19 protein-coding genes are annotated in these 17439 nt (G+C 64.7%); 12 read left to right on the top strand and 7 right to left on the bottom strand.

From position 1 onward, the window contains the following. Positions 1-3 precede the first annotated feature (3 nt). Together AC3WRR_RS31900 and AC3WRR_RS31895 are read left to right on the top strand one after the other, a co-directional pair. Positions 4-918: a sensor histidine kinase gene (locus AC3WRR_RS31900; protein WP_041687550.1), complete on the top strand. Its 915-nt coding sequence runs from the start codon at positions 4-6 to the stop codon at positions 916-918. A gap of 13 nt (positions 919-931) precedes the next feature. After that, on the top strand, positions 932-1693 hold the full coding sequence (locus AC3WRR_RS31895) for a LytR/AlgR family response regulator transcription factor (RefSeq protein ID WP_010812299.1): 762 nt from the start codon (positions 932-934) through the stop codon (positions 1691-1693). A 39-nt stretch (positions 1694-1732) separates the two neighbouring features. On the opposite strand, the gene AC3WRR_RS31890 is transcribed toward AC3WRR_RS31895, so the two are convergent. Further along, positions 1733-2056, bottom strand: a complete 324-nt coding sequence (locus AC3WRR_RS31890; protein WP_010812298.1) for a 2TM domain-containing protein — start codon at positions 2054-2056, stop codon at positions 1733-1735. A 253-nt stretch (positions 2057-2309) separates the two neighbouring features. Here AC3WRR_RS31890 and AC3WRR_RS31885 point away from each other — a divergent pair, with 253 nt between their 5' ends. The 7 genes from AC3WRR_RS31885 (at position 2310) to AC3WRR_RS31855 (ending at position 7642) form a co-directional block, all read left to right on the top strand. Continuing rightward, positions 2310-3101, top strand: a complete 792-nt coding sequence (locus AC3WRR_RS31885; protein ID WP_492299119.1) for a FadR/GntR family transcriptional regulator — start codon at positions 2310-2312, stop codon at positions 3099-3101. Between the two features lie 90 nt (positions 3102-3191). After that, positions 3192-4613, top strand: a complete 1422-nt coding sequence (locus AC3WRR_RS31880) for an amidase family protein (RefSeq protein WP_058698050.1) — start codon at positions 3192-3194, stop codon at positions 4611-4613. 15 nt (positions 4614-4628) lie between these two features. After that, a complete protein-coding gene (locus AC3WRR_RS31875; RefSeq protein ID WP_058698051.1) occupies positions 4629-5633 on the top strand; it encodes a Bug family tripartite tricarboxylate transporter substrate binding protein in 1005 nt (334 codons plus the stop codon). A gap of 263 nt (positions 5634-5896) precedes the next feature. Then, positions 5897-6304: a hypothetical protein gene (locus tag AC3WRR_RS31870; protein WP_492299116.1), complete on the top strand. Its 408-nt coding sequence runs from the start codon at positions 5897-5899 to the stop codon at positions 6302-6304. Next, complete coding sequence (locus AC3WRR_RS31865; protein ID WP_010812293.1) at positions 6301-6759, top strand: DUF2846 domain-containing protein; 459 nt, start codon at positions 6301-6303, stop codon at positions 6757-6759. The genes AC3WRR_RS31870 and AC3WRR_RS31865 overlap by 4 nt, the downstream gene beginning before the upstream one ends. A 209-nt stretch (positions 6760-6968) precedes the next feature. Then, entirely contained in the window at positions 6969-7223 is a 255-nt protein-coding gene (locus AC3WRR_RS31860; RefSeq protein WP_010812292.1) for a type II toxin-antitoxin system Phd/YefM family antitoxin, read from the top strand. Then, complete coding sequence (locus tag AC3WRR_RS31855) at positions 7220-7642, top strand: type II toxin-antitoxin system VapC family toxin (protein ID WP_439668320.1); 423 nt, start codon at positions 7220-7222, stop codon at positions 7640-7642. The genes AC3WRR_RS31860 and AC3WRR_RS31855 overlap by 4 nt, the downstream gene beginning before the upstream one ends. A 70-nt stretch (positions 7643-7712) precedes the next feature. Here AC3WRR_RS31855 and AC3WRR_RS31850 read toward each other — a convergent pair whose 3' ends face one another. The 3 genes from AC3WRR_RS31850 to AC3WRR_RS31840 all read right to left on the bottom strand — a co-directional run bounded on the left by AC3WRR_RS31850 (position 7713) and on the right by AC3WRR_RS31840 (position 11012). Beyond that, positions 7713-7901, bottom strand: a complete 189-nt coding sequence (locus AC3WRR_RS31850) for a DUF1484 family protein (protein ID WP_439668319.1) — start codon at positions 7899-7901, stop codon at positions 7713-7715. A 351-nt stretch (positions 7902-8252) separates the two neighbouring features. Next, entirely contained in the window at positions 8253-9659 is a 1407-nt protein-coding gene (locus tag AC3WRR_RS31845; RefSeq protein ID WP_439668318.1) for an amidohydrolase family protein, read from the bottom strand. Between the two features lie 3 nt (positions 9660-9662). Beyond that, complete coding sequence (locus AC3WRR_RS31840; protein ID WP_058698055.1) at positions 9663-11012, bottom strand: nucleobase:cation symporter-2 family protein; 1350 nt, start codon at positions 11010-11012, stop codon at positions 9663-9665. Between the two features lie 345 nt (positions 11013-11357). Between AC3WRR_RS31840 and AC3WRR_RS31835 the strand changes: the two genes are divergently transcribed. Then, positions 11358-12365, top strand: a complete 1008-nt coding sequence (locus AC3WRR_RS31835) for an AraC family transcriptional regulator (RefSeq protein ID WP_037023832.1) — start codon at positions 11358-11360, stop codon at positions 12363-12365. A 38-nt stretch (positions 12366-12403) separates the two neighbouring features. Here AC3WRR_RS31835 and AC3WRR_RS31830 read toward each other — a convergent pair whose 3' ends face one another. Further along, complete coding sequence (locus tag AC3WRR_RS31830) at positions 12404-13594, bottom strand: CaiB/BaiF CoA transferase family protein (RefSeq protein ID WP_492299121.1); 1191 nt, start codon at positions 13592-13594, stop codon at positions 12404-12406. 130 nt (positions 13595-13724) lie between these two features. After that, positions 13725-14627 (bottom strand): LysR family transcriptional regulator, encoded by a 903-nt coding sequence (locus AC3WRR_RS31825; RefSeq protein WP_439671031.1) that lies wholly within the window; start codon positions 14625-14627, stop codon positions 13725-13727. 157 nt (positions 14628-14784) lie between these two features. Between AC3WRR_RS31825 and AC3WRR_RS31820 the strand changes: the two genes are divergently transcribed. Continuing rightward, on the top strand, positions 14785-15768 hold the full coding sequence (locus AC3WRR_RS31820) for a tripartite tricarboxylate transporter substrate binding protein (protein ID WP_492299114.1): 984 nt from the start codon (positions 14785-14787) through the stop codon (positions 15766-15768). Positions 15769-15822: 54 nt separating this feature from the next. Further along, on the top strand, positions 15823-16299 hold the full coding sequence (locus tag AC3WRR_RS31815) for a MaoC family dehydratase (protein WP_010812283.1): 477 nt from the start codon (positions 15823-15825) through the stop codon (positions 16297-16299). A gap of 33 nt (positions 16300-16332) precedes the next feature. Here AC3WRR_RS31815 and AC3WRR_RS31810 read toward each other — a convergent pair whose 3' ends face one another. Continuing rightward, the gene (locus AC3WRR_RS31810) at positions 16333-17421 is read right to left on the bottom strand and encodes a CobW family GTP-binding protein (RefSeq protein ID WP_010812282.1); all 1089 of its coding nucleotides are present in this window, start codon (positions 17419-17421) and stop codon (positions 16333-16335) included. Positions 17422-17439: the final 18 nt, after the last annotated feature.

Raw genomic sequence — 17439 nt, 5'->3', positions numbered from 1 at the left:
CACGTGCACCCCCCAGACTCCCGCATCTGGCGATCCGCCCCCGAGCAGCGCGCCTTTGAAGACGCCCGCCGCCGCGTGCGCGCGCTGCGTTTCTTCTATATGCACGCCATGGTCTACGTGGCGGTCAATGCATTGCTGATCGGCTTCCATCTGGTGGGATCGCCGCATCGGCCGTGGTCTGGTGGGCCGCTCGTGGGCTGGGGTATCGGGCTGGCGATACACGGCGTGATGACGTGGAGTCGCGTCGGCCTGCTCGGGCGGCAGTGGGAAGAGCGCAAGATCGCGCAATACATGGCGCAGGAACAGGTGCGCACGCTGTCGACGGAGAAGCAGCTGGTCGAAGCCCGCATGCGCCTGCTGCAGGCCCAGATCGAACCGCACTTCCTGTTCAACACCCTGGCCAACGTGGTCAGCCTGATCGAGCCCGCGCCGCAGAAGGCCACGCTGATGCTGGAGCATTTCATCGCGTACCTGCGCGCATCGCTTGCAGCCAGCCGCGCCACGCAAGGCACGGTGGCGCAGGAGGCGAAGCTGCTGCGTGACTATCTGGCGCTGATCCGGATCCGCATGGGGGACCGGCTGCATTACTCGGTCGATGTCGACCCCGAACTCGAATCGATGCCGCTGGCGCCGATGCTGCTGCAGCCCGTGGTCGAGAATGCGATCAAGCATGGGCTGGAGCCCAAGATCGAAGGCGGGCGGCTGCTGGTCCGGCTGGAGCGGCGCGGCCCGCGCATGCTGGCGACCATCGAGGACGATGGCATGGGCTTTCGTCCCTCGGCCGGCGCCGGCGTCGGGCTTTCTAACCTGCGTGAACGGCTGGCCGTGCTGTATGACGGTGACGCCCACGTTCGGATTGAAGAACGCTCGCCCGGCACTGCCGTGCTGATCGAAATCCCGCTGCCGCGTGCATCCTGAAACGGAGACGCCCATGACGCCCACCGCCCTGATTGCCGACGACGAAGAGCACCTGCGCGCATATCTGCGCAGCAAGCTGCAACGCCATTGGCCAGAACTGCAGATCGTTGCCGAGGCGACCAACGGCATCGAAGCCGCCGACGCCATCGCACGGTTGTCGCCGAGCGTAGCCTTCCTCGACATCAAGATGCCCGGCCTGTCCGGCCTGGAGGTGGCGCAAGGGATTGAAACCGATACGCGGCTGGTGTTCGTTACGGCCTATGATGAATTCGCGCTCGATGCGTTCGAGCGCGCGGCCGTCGATTACCTGGTCAAGCCGGTCAGCGAGGAACGGCTCGGCCGCACCATCGAGCGGCTGCGCAAGGCGTTGCAGGAAGCGGCGCCTTTGCCGGAACTGGCACAGCTACTCAGCCAGCTCACACGCGCCCAGCCGCGCGCGGAAAGCGGCGGCCAGTTGCGCTGGGTACGCGCCAGCCGTGGCAATACCACCAGCCACGTGCCGATCCAGGAAGTGATGTACTTCCAGAGCGACGACAAGTACGTGGTCGTGCATACCCGCGATGGCGAGCACCTGATCCGCACGCCGCTGGCGGAGTTGATCGCCGGCCTCGATCCCGAGGTGTTCTGGCAGATCCACCGCTCGTCCATCGTCAACATGGAATACGTGGCCGGAACGCGCCGCGATGAGGCAGGGCGGCTCTTTGTCCGGATGCGTGACAGCGAAGCCGAACTGCCGGTATCGCGCGCCTACATGCACCGCTTCCGGCAGATGTAAGGCGGTCGGGGGGGGCCACTGCGCCGCCGGCTGAGGGATTCACTTGCGATCCATGAATTCCTGGATCTTGCGCTGTTCCCAGTCACGCCCGCGGCGCGACAGCCGCATCCATACCAGCAACCCATGCACGGTCAGCGCCAGGCCCCAGGCCAGGGTGGTGGTCAGCGGCCATGGCCAGCCGGTGGCGGCGTAATGCGACCACCGCGGCGACGGAAAGTAGAAGAAGCGGAACCACAGCCAGCCGTTGACGACAGCGTAGACCAGCAGGTGGATGTACCAGCCGCGCAGGGCGTGCACCATGCGGCGCGCGCGCCAGTAGGCCATGGCGTTGGGGTCGTCGTTGGGCGGGAAGGCGTGGTGCATGGGATACCCCGTGATCAAGATGGTTGGCTTGCGTCAGGTATAGGCCATTGCAAAGCGCCGCTCCAGGCCCAAGGGCCGAATCGACGGATTTCGTTCGCCGGTGGGCGCGCGGATCGCGCGAATGTCGGCGGGTCCGACCCTCCATGACCCCCGACTTGTTGCAGCTCTTGACCCGTCTCGCCGGGAATACCCGCATAGGAAAAGCCCAGTCCTTCACCATAATCATAGTAATTATGATCATAAATACGAAGCGATGGATTCCAAGCCGACCCCGCAGATAGAGGGCAGCAAACGCGTGAAGCGCTCGGACCAGGTGGTCAACGATATCAAGCGCTGGATCGTGCAGACGCACCAGAAGGTCGGAGACAAGCTGCCGCAGGAAGCAGCGTTGATCGAACAGATGGGCGTCGCACGCGGGACGGTGCGTGAGGCGCTTGCCTCGCTGCAGGCGCAGGGGCTGGTCAAGGTCAGCACGGGGCCAAACGGCGGTGCCACGCTGACGCAGCCGCCTTATGAGCGATGCCTGGAGGCAGTGTCCAACTTCCTGTACTTCCAGTCGGTCGACATCGTCACGCTGTACGCCCTGCGCCGCGCGGTTGAGCCGGAGCTGGCCGCCAACGCCGCCTTGCGCCTGACCGATGCCGACATCGCCGATCTCGAAGCGCTGATCGGGCTGAGCCACCCGGAACATGGCGGCAGCACGGACTGGAACGAGCGGCGCGAGGCCGACCTGCTGTTCCACGACCGCCTGGCCGATGCCTGCAGCAGCCCGATGCTGGCGTTGTTCTGCCGCCTGCTCAACGACATCATCCGCCGCGTCATCGTGGTCCGGAATGCGCAGGATGATTTCGACGACTTTGATGAAGAGATCTTCCACAGCCACAACGCGCTGATTGAAGCCTTCCGGTCGCGTGACCCGGAGCGTGCGCGTGCCCTGATGCAGGAGCACATGGAGCATGCCGAATCCCTGGCCCTGGAAGCCGAATCCCGCGTGGACCGCGGGAGCTTGCTGATGAGCCCGGTCGACTGGTCCCTGACGCGCTAGCGTCCCCCTTTTTTCTGCACACCCAACCGCCATCGTCGCATCCGACACGGCGGGTGGGATTCCTATTGCCTGAATCCTGGGAGCCTTGACGTGAAACCTGCTGAATTGCTTTGGCGCTGGAGCGCTGTCGATATTGCCGATGCCGTGCGGCGGCGCGAGATTTCCTGCCGGGAGGTCACGGCCAGCGTGCTGGCCCGCATCGATGCCCTTAACCCTCGCCTGAATGCGTTGCCGGAGGTGCTGGCAGAAGAGGCGATGGCCAGCGCGGATGCCGCGGACCGCCAGGTCGCTGAGGGCGCAGAGCTGGGGCCGCTCCATGGCGTGCCGGTCACGATCAAGATCAATGTCGACCAGGCAGGCCATGCCACCACCAACGGCGTGATTCCGCTGAAGCACAACGTCGCGCGTGAGGATGCCCCCGTGGTTGCGAACCTGCGTAGTGCCGGGGCCATCATCGTCGGGCGCAGCAATACGGCTACCTATTCCTCGCGCTGGTTTACCGACAACGGCCTGCACGGGCGCACGCTGAACCCGTGGGATGCGGATATCACTCCCGGCGGCTCCAGCGGCGGTGCCGCGTCCGCGGTCGCTTCCGGCATGGGGGCGCTGGCGCATGGCAATGACATCGGCGGCTCCATTCGCTATCCGGCCTATGCCTGCGGTGTCGCCGGCTTGCGGCCGACGACCGGGCGGGTGCCCGCGTACAACCCGTCGGCCACTGCCGAGCGCAGCATCACGCCACAACTCATGTCCGTGCAGGGGCCGCTGGCGCGCAGCATTGCCGACCTGCGGCTCGGCTACCACGCCATGGCCCGCTATGACGGGCGCGACCCGGCATGGGTGCCGGTGCCGCTGGAACTGCCGCTGCCGCCGGGACCGATACGCGTGGCGCTGTTCCGGCGGTGTCCGGGCGTTCCCGTCGACCCAGCGGTCAGCGCGGCGCTGGACAGTGCCGGGCAATGGCTGCAGCAAGCGGGCTACGCCGTCGAAGAAGCCAGGCTGCCTGACTTCCTGGAAGCGGCAGCGCTGTGGCGCACGCTGACGGTCGACGACAGCCGCCGCAACATCATCGCAGGCGTTGACCAGCATGGCGACGAGGCCATGCGGCAAAGCCAGCGCAACATGCTGGACGGGATGCAGGAGACCGACCGCGATGGCTTTCTCGATGCCCTGGCACGCCGCCAGGCGATCGCACGCAACTGGTCGCTGTTCATGCAAACGTATCCGCTGGTGCTGATGCCGGTGTCGTGGCAGCGCCCGAGCGTGCAAGACGCGGATACCCGCACGCCCGAAGAGAACCGGGCCTTGCTGGACGCACAGAGCCCCATGCTGGCAACAGCGATGCTTGGCATGCCGGGGCTGTCCGTGCCGACGGGCATGGCCGGCGGCGTGCCGGTCGGCGTGCAGCTGATGGCATGGCGCTTCCGCGAAGACCTGTTGCTGCGCGCCGGCCAGGCCATTGAGGACGCGGCGGGTTTTACCCCTTACACCGACCTGCAAACCGGCATCTAGACCCAGGAGCTTCCCATGAACGAACGCAAACCTGCTTACGCCCCACGGCTGTCGCGCCGCGCCATGCTGGCCGGCACCGCCGCCGCTCTGTGTACCGGTGGCCTGCTCTCCAGGGCCGCATGGGGGCAGTCCGTATCGCGCATCATCGTGCCGTTTCCGCCGGGAGGGCCGGCCGACTACATGGGCCGCCTGCTGTCCGAGAAGCTGAAAGATGCCATGGGCCGTACCGTCATCGTCGACAACCGCCCCGGTGCCGGGACGCGCGTGGCGGCCGAAGTGCTGAAGAACGCCCCGGCCGACGGCACCACCGTGCTGCTGGCACCTGTCGATCCGATGTTCATCGGGCCGCTGATCTACAGCAATATGCGCTTCAACCCCGCCACCGACTTCACGGCGATCACCGATGTGACGGGCGTCCAGTTCGGTATTGCAGTCAGCGCCAGCTCACCCATCAAGACACTGGCCGACTTCGTCAAGGCCGCCAGGGTCAAGCCGGCTGACTATTCGATCGGCATCAGCACGGTTGGCTCGCTGCTGCATTTCCTTGCCGTGGAGTTCGTCAGCCAGTCGCGCACCGGCAGTACGCTGGTGCCGTATCGCGGTGGCGCGGCGATGGTGACGGAAATAATGGGTAACCAGGTCGCGGCGGGCATGGACGCCATCACGACCTTCACCGAGCTGCATCGCGGCGGCAAGCTTCGCGTGCTGGCCGTGGCAGGGGAAAAGCGCGCCGATGCCTTGCCGGATGTGCCTACGTTTGCGGAGTCTGGTTTCCCCAACCTGGTGACCTCGTCGCGCTACCTGCTTTATGTCCGCGCCAACACGCCGGCCGACGTGACCGCGCAGTGGTATCAGGCCGTGCGCAAGGTGCTGGCCATGCCGGACGTGCGCGAGAAGCTGGCGCGCGCCGGGTATGACATCCTGCCGGGCGGCACTTCTGATGAGGTTGCCAGGTATGCAAGCGCGCTTTCGGCACGGTGGACGCCGGTGATCAAGGCGTCGGGTTTCAAGGGGGATTGAGAGGAATTTCGTAACCGCAGCCAAACTCGGCTGAAGACGATTTCTATTTGTGTCAGCTTGCTGGAGAATTCCCGCGGCACCCTCCTCCTGTAGGGTGCCGCTTTGTATTAAGCATGTCTGTCCCAGTGTCGTAATTAGCCTCAGAAGACAACCTGGGCGGCGCCAAGGGAAAGTGCCAATGGCGCCGCATCGTGCCGACTGGCGCAATTGCTGTGGCTCGCAGCCGCTCAGGCTGCGAGCCATACACCCGAGCGTATCCAGCCATGACCTCCTTCTCTTTCCGCGCCCGCCGCCTGTGGCTCGCCACAGGCTTTGGCCTGGCACTCTCCGCCTGCGCCCCGATGATCGCGACCACCCCGGCAACAGTGGAGCTCATGCAGCCAGCTGCCACGGCCAAGCGCGTCCAGCTTCTGGCGCCAACGCAGGTCAAGCTCGACACCGGCTATTCCCGAGACCTCGCTGCCAGGTCGACCTGGTCGCAGGTCGGGCGCCTCCCGCAAGGCGATGTCTACCGCCCCGTCGGCACCATTCTCACAATCGAGGGCCGCCACGTTCATGAGGCCTACCTGGTCGTCCGCAACAAGACGCTGGTGGGCTTCTATCTGCCTGGGGAGCAGAACTACTCCCCGCTAACGACAGCAGTACCTTTGAACTTGGGAGAATCGGAATGAAACGGGTTGCGCGCATGCTGATCGCCGGACTGGCGGTGTCATCGCTGCTGGCGGGATGCGCTTCGGGCGTGAAGCACGCCGAGATGGCGGCATCGATGCCCACGCTGAAGCCGGGCGAGGGTCGGATTTATTTCCTGCGTTCGGCGTCGATGTTCGGGGCGGCCATCCAGCCGGATATCCGCCTGAATAGCCAGGTCGTTGGCGAATCCAAGCCCGGCGGTTTCTTCTTCGTGGACCGCACGGCTGGCAAGTATGTCGCGGCGGCCTCGACCGAAACCGAGAAGACACTCAGCTTCGTGCTGGATGCCGGCGAGACCAAGTACGTGCGCAGCTCGCCGTCGCTGGGGCTGATGGTGGGCCGCGTGGTGCTGGAGCTGGAAACGCCGGAGAAGGCGAAGGAAGAGCTGGCGTCGCTGAGCTACACGGGGGACCAGGTGAAGACTGCGGCGAAGTAAGCGGATTGATTCAGCCGCGTTGCAGGCTGAGTCGCGCTGACGACGCCGGTGCGTCGTCAATTGACGCATCGGAATTCCGCATGGCTTGCGGCTCAGCGCGGGCCTATCAACGTAGGCGGGGCACCTCCTCGTGATGTTGGCAAAGCAGGGTTGCGCCACCCTTTTCATTGTAGTAACGTAACTACATTGAAGTTGCTAGGAGGGTCATCATGACGATCACAACCCTATCGAGCCGAGAACTCAATCAGGACGTGACAAAAGCCAAGAAGGCGACGAAGGACGGTCCGGTCTTCATCACGGACCGCGGCAAACCGGCGCATGTGCTGTTGAGCTTCGAGGAATATCAGAGGCTCACCCAGCAGCGTCGCAATATTGCAGATGCACTCGCGATGCCCGGCATTGAGGACATCGAGTTCAATCCCCCACGTGCCAACATCAAATTCCGGCCCGCTGATCTCACATGATGTTCGTGCTCGATACCAATGTCGTTTCCGAACTGCGCAAGGTCCGAGCCGGTAAGGCTGATGCAAACGTTGCAGCGTGGTCTGCCAGCGTTGATGCAGCTTGGCTCTTTGTGTCGGCGGTCACCATCATGGAACTGGAAACCGGTGTCTTGCAAATCGAGCGGCGGGATGCCCGCCAAGGTGCGCTGCTGCGGGCGTGGCTGGACCACCATGTATTGCCCGAATTCGCAGGCCGCGTTTTGCCCATTGATACCGCCGTGGCCCTGCGTTGCGCTCGGCTGCACGTACCAGACCGGCAATCGGAGCGGGATGCGTTGATTGCCGCAACAGCAATCGTGCATGGAATGACCGTCGTTACACGAAATGTCGCCGACTTCATGGCAACTGGCGTGAGCGTCCTGAACCCTTGGGACGCCTGATCGTGAGCCGCCGTCATTTCCCAAGGAGCTTCCCGACGTCACAGTCATCAATGCCGGGAAGCCATCCCCGTTAAGACGCAGGCAGCTCATCCGCCAACACACTCTCCAGCTGCGCCTTCACCAGCCCCAACAAGCAAAATGCACTAAAGCAGCCCTCGAATTGCACACTCTGCTGTTCCAGCAGGGTAAGCACACCATCCATACCAGCCGAGACTGACTGAAGGCTGTACCGCGCCGTGGATAGATCGGTTTCCGACATAGGACCTCCTATCGTTGAGTGAAGGTCCGCCGCACGACGTTAGGGAAGGGCGGCGGGCCTGACGACGAGGGTGGAAACCGGTGCCACAGCCATTGCCGGTCAGCCTTGCGGCTGCCTCATCCGGCCCGCCATAGATGGCTTGCCCGTATAGGCAAGAACGGTCGTCAGGGACGACCGTCCGGCTGCTGACATTCGGGTTTCCACACCCGGTCACCGTTGTGTGCGATGACCGTGTCAGTCTCCCGCGTCAGAGCCAACAACTCGATAAGACACTTCGCATTCCTACACGGACGCCGCATCCTGCCCGAGCCACGCCCGCCAGCAAATAGCCAAACGCCTAAACCACTCGCCTCAATCCACCAGCGTCGCCAATGCCTCCCGCGCCTCCCGGCGCAGCTTCTCCAGATCCAGCCCCACGATCGCGCCATCACGCACCACGTGCCGCCCCCGCACCAGCACATCCCGCACCGGCGTAGGCTCGCCAGCCGCCACAGGCGCAGTGCCGATGTCATGGAAGCCATGGAACCGCAGCCCGCTGACGTCATAGATCGCCAGGTCGGCAGACTGCCCTGGCGCGAGCGTGCCGATACCCGGCAGCCCCAGCACCTGCGCACCGCCTGCGGTACCCCAGTGGATGACTTCCTCCACGCGGGTTTGCGCGGCCCCGCCCAGCGCCCGGTGCACCAGCCACGCGAAATTGGCCTCATGCACCATGCTGCCCGATTCATTGGACGCCACTCCATCCACGCCCAGTGAAATCGGCACGCCCGCATCGGCCATCGCGCGCACTGGCGCAATGCCGCTGCCGAGCCGCGCATTGCTGACGGGGCAGTGCGCCATGCCGGTGTTGGTTACGGCGAGCATTCGGATCTCTTCGGGATTCACGGTGACCAGGTGCGCGAACCAGACGTCCGGCCCCAGCCAGTCGTGGTCGGCCACGAACTGCACCGGCGTGCACTGGTACTTCTCGCGGCAGAACTTCACGTAGTTGTCGGTCTCCGACAGGTGCGAATGCAGCCGCAGGTCCATGCCGCGCCCGAAGGCGGCCAGCTCGCGCAGCAGTGCGGGGGGCAGCGAAAAGGTTGGTGTCGTTGGTGCGACCACTACGCGGCGCAGGCCATCGGCCGAAGCGTCGTGATAGCGCGCCTTCAGTCGCTCGATATCGGCCAGCATCACGTCCAGCGTCTCGGGCACCAGCGCGGTGGCGCGCATACCCGGATGATCGGAGGCTGACTGGATGGCGCCGCCGCGGCACAGCACCAGGCGCATGCCAAGCTCTTCCGCTACCTCGAACAGCACGTCCCCGGTCTCCGCCCCATGGCCGTGGTGATACAGGTAGTGGTGATCGGCGCAGGTGGTGGTGCCGGACAGCAGCAGTTCGGCCATGCCCAGTCGCACGGCGGTACGAAAGATCTCCGGCGTGAAGCGCGCCAGGCGCGGGTAGGCGACGGAGGCCAGCCATTGCTCCAGCCCCACGTTCATGCCGCTGGGTACGGCCTTGAGCAGGTTCTGGAACAGGTGGTGGTGGGTGTTGACCCAGCCCGGGTAGACCACGCAACCGGTGGCGTCCAGCACAGTTTCGTCGCCCTGGCGCAGCAGGACTGCACCGATCTCGGCGATGCGGCCGTCGCGGATGCGGATGTCGGCGGCGCCCGCTCGCGCGGCATTGCCGGTGCGGCCGGTCATCACGGCGGCGGCGTTGCGGATCAGCAGGCCGCCGGCGGGCGCGGCGCTGGTGGTGTTGGTGTTCTGCACCATGTTTCAGACCCCTTGGACGTTGTCGGCACTGGCGGGCAGCTCGTCGGCTTCACGGGCGGGCACGCCGTTGAGAATCAGGTTGAGCAGCACAGAGACCACGCAGGCGATGATCACGCTGCTGTGGACAAAGGGCTGCAGGAAGCCGGGCAGCTTCTCCAGCATGCCGGGCAGCATCACGGGCATCATCGCGCAGCCGAGCGTGATGGAGACGATGGAGAGGTTGTTGGGATTGCGGTCGTATTCGACCTCTCCCAGCGTCTTGATGCCGGCGGCCACGACTACGCCGAACATGACCATGGTTGCACCGCCCAGCGCCGCGGCCGGGATCGAGGCAAACAGGGCGCCGATCTTGGGCACCAGCGCCACGGCGCACAGCATCGCGCCGCAGGTGGCCACTACCCAGCGGCTGCGCACCCCGGTGACGATGACCAGGCCCACGTTCTCCATGAAGGCGATATACGGGAACGCCGCGAACATGCCGCCGATGGCGCTGGCCAGGCCGTTGGCACGCAGGCCGCGGGTGGCATCGCGCTCGGTCAGGGGGCGCTTGACGATATCGCCGACGGCGATGAACAGGCCCATCGATTCCACCATCTGCACCACCATCACGATCACCATGGTGGTGATGGCGCCCACGTTGAAGGTGGGCATGCCGAAGGCAAACGGCGTCACCATGGTGAACCACGGTGCGCGCGCGACTTCGTCGAAGCTGCCCATGCCCAGCATCCACGCCACCGCGCCGCCGACCAGCAGGCCGATCACGACGGACAGGTTGCGGATCAGCTCGCCGCCGTGCCGGTTGATGAACAGGATCAGCGCCACCACGCCGAAGGCAACGATGAAAAAAATGGGGGCGCCGAAATCCGACGCTCCCCTTCCGCCTCCAAACCAGTGAAACGAAACCGGGAACAGCGACAGGCCCACCGCGGTGATGGTGCAACCGCTAACCACCGGCGGGAAGAAGCGCTTGAGCTTGCCAATGATCGGCGCAAGGAACATCGCGATTACGCCCGCGGCGATGATGGCGCCGCAGACGCCGTTGAAGCCCAGCGACGGATCGGTGCCGATGGCGATGACGGGGCCCACTGAACTGAATGCAACGCCCTGCATCAGCGGCAGGCGCACGCCGAACTTCCAGAAGCCGACGGTCTGCAGCAGGGTGGCGATGCCGGAGGTGAACAGCGCGGTGCTGATCAGCATGGTGGTCTGCGCCGGCGTCATCTTGAGCGCGCCGGCCACGATCATCGGCACGGCGATGGCACCGAGATAACTGACCAGCATGTGCTGGAAGCCGAGCGTCGCCATGGCGCGTGCCGGCAGGACCTGGTCGACGGGGTGAACCGCTGCTTGCATGATGTTGTCTCCTGCCGCGTGCTGGGGGAAAGTGCGCCATGCCGGCGGCGGCTGGCCCGGTCTGTTGGTTGCCGGGCTCGGTCCGTCACGGTGCCATGCGCGGCGCATGGCCGACGCATGCCTTGCACAGTAGTGATGCACGGCATGCCGTCATAGCGCTATTGCGAAGGCCCTGGCACCGGGCCGCAATCGCGCTTGCAAAATGCGCGCCCGGGGCATCAGGGGTTTCCCTTGGGTTGCGTGAGGGCGGGGGTGGTCATAGGATGGATGCGCTTCTTCATTGCTATCCGAATGCGCTGGAAGCGAAGACGTATTCCCGGCGCTTTCCACCATTTTCCCAACGCCATGTCACCCACCGCAGGATGGTCTGCTGCTGCCTCCCGCTCGCCAGTCAGCCGCGGCGGTGACCTCGACCGCATCCAGTCTCTGTCTGGCCGCGTGTTCGGTCCCACGCGGCTGCGCGCGACGGAGGCCGATGCGGCGCTCGATGCCCGTATCGACACCAGCACCATCGGCCGGCTGACGCTGGTCACCATTGCCTACAACCAGGCAGTGCAGATCGAGCCGCAGCCGAACAAGGATGAGTTCGTGATCCAGACCGTGCTGGCGGGTACGTGCCGCGTGGAGACCCCGCGCGGTGCGATGCTGATGCCGCCGGGTGCGACCTTTGTGTTCTCGCCCACCGTGCCGGCCACGTTGTCGCTGGACCCTGGCTGCGAACGCTTCAGCGTGGTGATCCGCCGGCAGCTGATCGACGAGGCGTTCCGCCAGCAGTTCAGCTTCGAGCCGCCGGTGCCGATTGAATTCGACATGCAGCCGGTGGCGGACGATGGCCGCGCCGCGCGCTGGCAGGCGCTGGTGAGCTACCTGCGCGCGGAAACGCGGGTGCGGCGCGAAGGCAGCGGCGTGCCGGCGGTGGACGGCAGCATCGAGCGCATCGTGCTGTCGACACTGCTGCTCGACCGCTTTGCCGCGGACGGCAATATGCTGCCGCGCCGGTTCGAGGCGGTGCTGCCTGACTATGTGCGCAATGCCATCGCCTACCTGCGCGCCAATCTTGAACAGCCGCTGACGCTGGAGCAGATCGCCGCACATTGCGGCGTATCGGCGCGCACCTTGCAGCTGGGTTTTCGCAAGAGCAAGAACACCACGCCGATGGAGTACCTGCGTCTGCTGCGCCTGCATGGCGCACGCGCCGATCTGCAACGGGCGCGGCAACAGAAGGGGATGGTCAGCGCGATTGCGCTGCGGCACGGCTTTACGCACCTGAGCCTGTTCTCGCGCGAGTACCGGCGCGAGTTTGGCGAGCTGCCGTCGCAGACCTTGCGGGCGGCAGCGCAGCAGGGGGGCTGACGGCGAGCCGGCCCCCTGTTGCTCAGGGCCTTCAGCACTCAGATCGTGCCCGCGGCCGCCAGGGCTTCGATCTCTGCCTCGCTCATGCCGAGCGACTTCAGGACAGAAGCAGAGTGCTCGCCGACTGCCGGAACATTCCCCATGGAAGCCGGTACGCCCGACAGCGTAGCCGGCGGCAGAAGTGCCTGGATGGCGCCACCCGGCGTCTGGACTTCCCGCCAGCGATTGCGTGCGGCAAATTGCGCGTGCTGCCAAACATCATGCATGTCGTTCAGGGGCGAGTTGGCAATGCCCCCGCGATCGAGACGCTTGACCAGCTGTTCCCCGGTCATGGAGCGGAGATGACTGGCGATCTCCTGGTCCAGCGCCGCGCGATTGGCGACGCGTTGGAGATTGGAGTTAAAGCGGTCATCTGCCGCCAGGGCCGGGTCCTCCAGCACCTCGGAGCAGAACCGCTGCCATTCCCGTTCGTTCTGCAGCCCGAAGATGACGCTGGCCCCATCGCCGGTCTGGTACTGGCCATAGGGGGCGATACCCGGATGCGCAACGCCGTTGCGTGCCGGCGGCGTGCCGCCATAGTGAGCGAAGTTCAGGGGATATGACATCCATTCGCTCAACGCCTCGAGCATGGTGACTTCAACCCGGAGGCCGGCGCCAGTCCGTGCGCGTTGCAGCAAGGCGGACAGGATGCCGGTATAGGCGTACATGCCAGCGGCAATGTCCGCGATGGAAATGCCGGTGCGCGACGGCGCAGCTTCCGTACCGCTTACCGAGATCAGGCCCGCAGCGGCCTGGATCAACAGGTCATAGGCCTTCTTGTCGCGGTATGGCCCGCTGTCACCATACCCTGAGATATCGCAGACGATCAGCTCAGGATAGTCAGCATGCAATGACTCGAAGTCCAGTCCCATGCGTTGGGCGGCTCCCGGCGCCAGGTTCTGGATGAACACGTCCGCTTCGGCGAGCAGCTTGTGCACGATCGCCTTGGCCTCGGGCTTCTTGAGATCCAGCGTGAGGCTTTCCTTGCCGCGATTTGCCCAGACAAAGAACGACGACTGGCCGTGCACGGAATGGTCATAGTCGCGGGCGAAATCGCCAACGAGCGGGCGTTCCACCTTGATGACGCGGGCGCCGAGATCGGCGAGCTGGCGGCTGGCAAAGGGCGCCGCTACAGCGTGCTCAAGCGCCAGAACGGTGATGCCATCAAGGGGGCGTAGGCTGGGTTTCATGGAGGGAGAATGAAGGGACCTGGCGGCACACGGGCCGGACGACAAAGTATAGGAACGGTCCTCTTCCCCCGAACAGTCGAGAATTCCTAAGGCGGCTTCGAAGTCTTCGAAACTGGCCGCATGCCTGCCCTTAGGGCGCAGCGTCCGGTGCGCCCCATTCGGCGACATACCGGATAAAGTCCCGCGTATAGGCCGGGAGCGCCTTCTGGCTCCGCACGACAATCCGCTGCTCGCGCCGGGCCCATGGCTCATCCAGGGTGACCCCTTCCACCACCCCTTGCTCAATCAGGGGACCCGCTACGGAACGTGGCACGAGGGAGATGCCGGCGCCTTCCTGTACGCAACGCATGGCCGCGGCAAAGTCGGGTGCATGCACGCGAACGCGTGGCTTGATGCCGGCACGCGCGGCCATGTCATTGAGGAAGAGGAAATTGCTGCTCTTGCTGCCGACGGATACCAGGTCGTAAGCCAATGCCTGTGCAAGGGACATCTTGTCGAGCAACCCGGACGGGTGGCGTGCCGGAACCACGAACATCAGCTCATCGACGCCATATCGAATGAACTCCAGGCCCCGCATGTCGATCGCGCCGGCCACCAGTCCGACGTCCGCACGGTCCTCGATCACTGCCCGCACGCTGTCCTCGCTGAGGTGCTCCTCCAGGTCGACATTGACATTCGGGTACGCCGCCAGGAACCGGCTAAGCGCGGCGGGCAGGCTGGCCATGGTGCTGCTGTTGGCGTAGACACGGATATGCCCTTCAATGCCGTCAGTATGGCGCCGCATCTCCGACTGCAAGCGTTCGACGTTCTCCATGATCGCCTCGGCATAGTGCTGTACCGTCTCGCCCGCCGGCGTCAGGGCCATGCCCTTCTGCGTCCTGTTGAACAACGGGACGCCCATCGCCTGTTCGAGGTTCTTGAGGCGGTAGCTGGCCGAAGGCGCCGTCAAATGCATATCTGACGCTCCTGCCGTCACGCTCTTGGCCTGCGCAATGGCGAGGAATACTCGCAGATCGGTGAGTTCGAAACGCACGCTTGTCTCCGTTGCCCGACAGTTCCCGGGGATGTTTAGAGGAATTCTAACGACACCCCAGGAGCTTTCGACTGGTGTCCTTGTAGGGTCCGATTCTATATTTCGGCTCGTCACCGCAGCTACCCCTGTGCTACGTGAAAAAGAATCGGAGACCAACATGACCACATTCTTCCGCAGGATCGCCAGCGCGCTGGGCAGCGCCGCAACACTCCTGGCCTGGGCGTCCCCGTCAGTGGCGCAGACAGACTACCCGGTGCGGCCTGTCCGACTGATCGTTCCGTACCCCGCTGGCGGGCCGACGGACACCTTCGCCCGATCGCTGGCTGCAAGCTGGGGCCGCAAGCTGAACACCTCGGTGGTTGTCGAGAACAAGTCGGGGGCCGGCACGATAGTCGGCACCGAGCTCGCGGCGAAAGCGGCACCGGACGGCTATACGTTGCTGCTGACCACTGTCGCGCATGCCGTGAACCCAAGCATTCACGCCAGCCTGCCGTATCGCACGATCGAGGACTTTGCGCCAGTCGGGCTGGCGGCTCGTGCGCCGCTGGTGCTGGTCGTGAACAAGGGCGTCCCGGCGAAAACACTGCCGGAATTCTTCGCTTATCTGAAGTCGCGTCCCGGCCAGGTCAACTATGGCTCAGCCGGAGTTGGCAGTGCCCCGCATCTCGCCGGGGAACTGCTGAACTACACGGCAGGAACGAAAGCGGTCCACGTCCCATATCGGGGGAGCGCGCCTGCCATGGCCGATCTTATCGGTGGCCATGTCGAATTCATGATCGACAGCGCACCGACAGGGCTGGCGCAGGTGCGCGCGGGAACGGTGCGATTGCTGGGAACGTCGATGGGAAAACGCCTGCCGCAGACCAGGGAGACGCCGGCGATTGCGGAAGCCGTGTCAGGCTATGAGGCGTACACCTGGAACGCGGTATTCGTGCCAGCCCGAACACCGTCGGCAGTTGTCCAGAAGCTGGTCTCGACACTTGGCGATGCACTCAGCGATCCCGCCCTGCAAAGCAAAGCCTTCGAACTCGGATTGCAGCTGGAGACGCAGCCTACACCAGCGGGGCTCGACCAGTTCCTGCGCGCGGAACTGGAGAAGTGGAAGCGGGTGGCCGTCGCCACGAATATGAAAGCCGACTGAGCGAAACCCGCGCAGGCCAGCGCCGGAACCAACCATCAGGAATACGGAGAAGCCATGAACGCCTATCAACTTTGTCCGCAACGCTACTTTGAGGATTTCGAACTCGGAGAGCACTTCAACCTGCCGTCCCGCACCATGACCGACGCGCTGTTCGCGGCGTTCCAGCTGGCAAGCGGGGACAACCATCCGGTTCACTACGACGTCGAGTACTGCCGTGCTCTCGGCATGCCGCACATGCTGGCGCACGGCTTCCAGGTCGTGATCCAGACTGCCGCGGGGGCGGGCCTGTTTCCCCATATGGTCGAGGAGTCCCTGAAGGGCTTTATCGAGCAGAGCAGCCGCTTCCTCGCGCCTGTCTATGTCGGCGATACGTTGTACTGCCGCCTCACCGTCACCGAGCTGGTTCCCGGTCGTACGACCGGCGTGCTGGCGATGCGGTCGGAGGTGCGAAACCAGAACGACGTCTGCGTCATGGAGGGTACGCAAAGGTACTTGCTGCGCAAGCGTGTGCCGGGCAGCAGCGGGGACTGACGGGAGGTCAGCCTCCGCTGCCGGTCAGGACCGTCAGGCTGCCTGGGCCACGGGCAGGCAGACCCTCAGCAGCGTCTGCAAGCGCAGCTTGTCGAGGTGCCGGCCGATAAATACGAACTTGCTTTGCGCGGCCTCCGCGCCCCACGCATCGGCGGGATGAAAATCCATCAGCCGGTGCACGGCTTGCAGCACGTAGCGGCGGTCATCGCCCTCCACGGCCACGATCCCCTTCATCCGGAACACATCGTCCCCTTGCGCCGCGAGCAGTGCCTTCAGGCCGTGCTCCAGGCGCTGGCGGTCGAACGGCTGGTCGAACACCAGCGATACGGACGTCACCGACGGATCGTGGCGGTGGCCGTGCGCGTCGTCATCGTGCACGTGGTCGCAATGCTCGTCGCACACGTGGTCGTGATGGTCGTGGTCGTGCGCATGTTCGTGGTGGTCAGCGTGCGCGTCCGCCTGGATCGTGCCCGTGGTAAAGCCGCCGATGCCGAGGATCTTGCCCAGGTCCACCTGTGCAAAGTTTGAGCGCAGGATCTGCGCACCCTCATTCAGGCGGTGGATGCGTGCCTCCAGCCTGTCTAGCTGCGCGGCGTTCACCAGGTCGGTCTTGTTGAGGATCACGCGGTCGGCCGCCACGATCTGGTCGACGGCCTGGTTGTCGAAGCCGGTCAGTTGGGGATCATCGAGGTGGCTCTCGATATGCACCGCGTCCACCAGCGTCAGGATGCCGTCGAGCGTGACCTGCTTGGCGACTTCGTTGTCCATGAAGAAGGTGGCCGCCACCGGCGTGGGATCGGCCAGGCCGCTGGTCTCGACCAGGATATGGTCGAAGCGCTCGGGCTGCTCCAGCAGCTTCTGCAGGATGCGCACGAGGTCGGTGCGCACATCGACCACGCAGCAGATGCAGCCGTTGGTCATCTGGTAGATCTCTTCGTCGGAGGTCATCACCAGGTCGGAATCGACATCGACCTCGCCGAACTCGTTCTCGATCACGGCGATGCGGTGGCCATGCTTCTGCGTCAGGATGTGGTTGAGCAGCGTCGTCTTGCCCGAGCCGAGGAAGCCGGTAAGGATGGTGACCGGGACGGGCGGTTGTTGTGCGACGGCAGGTGCGTTCATGTTGTCTCCTGATTGGGT

The organism is Cupriavidus sp. FW305-3-2-15-C-LB2, from assembly GCF_058787575.1.
Note: the sequence above shows the minus strand (reverse complement) of the source record. Positions and strands in the feature narration are given on the sequence as shown.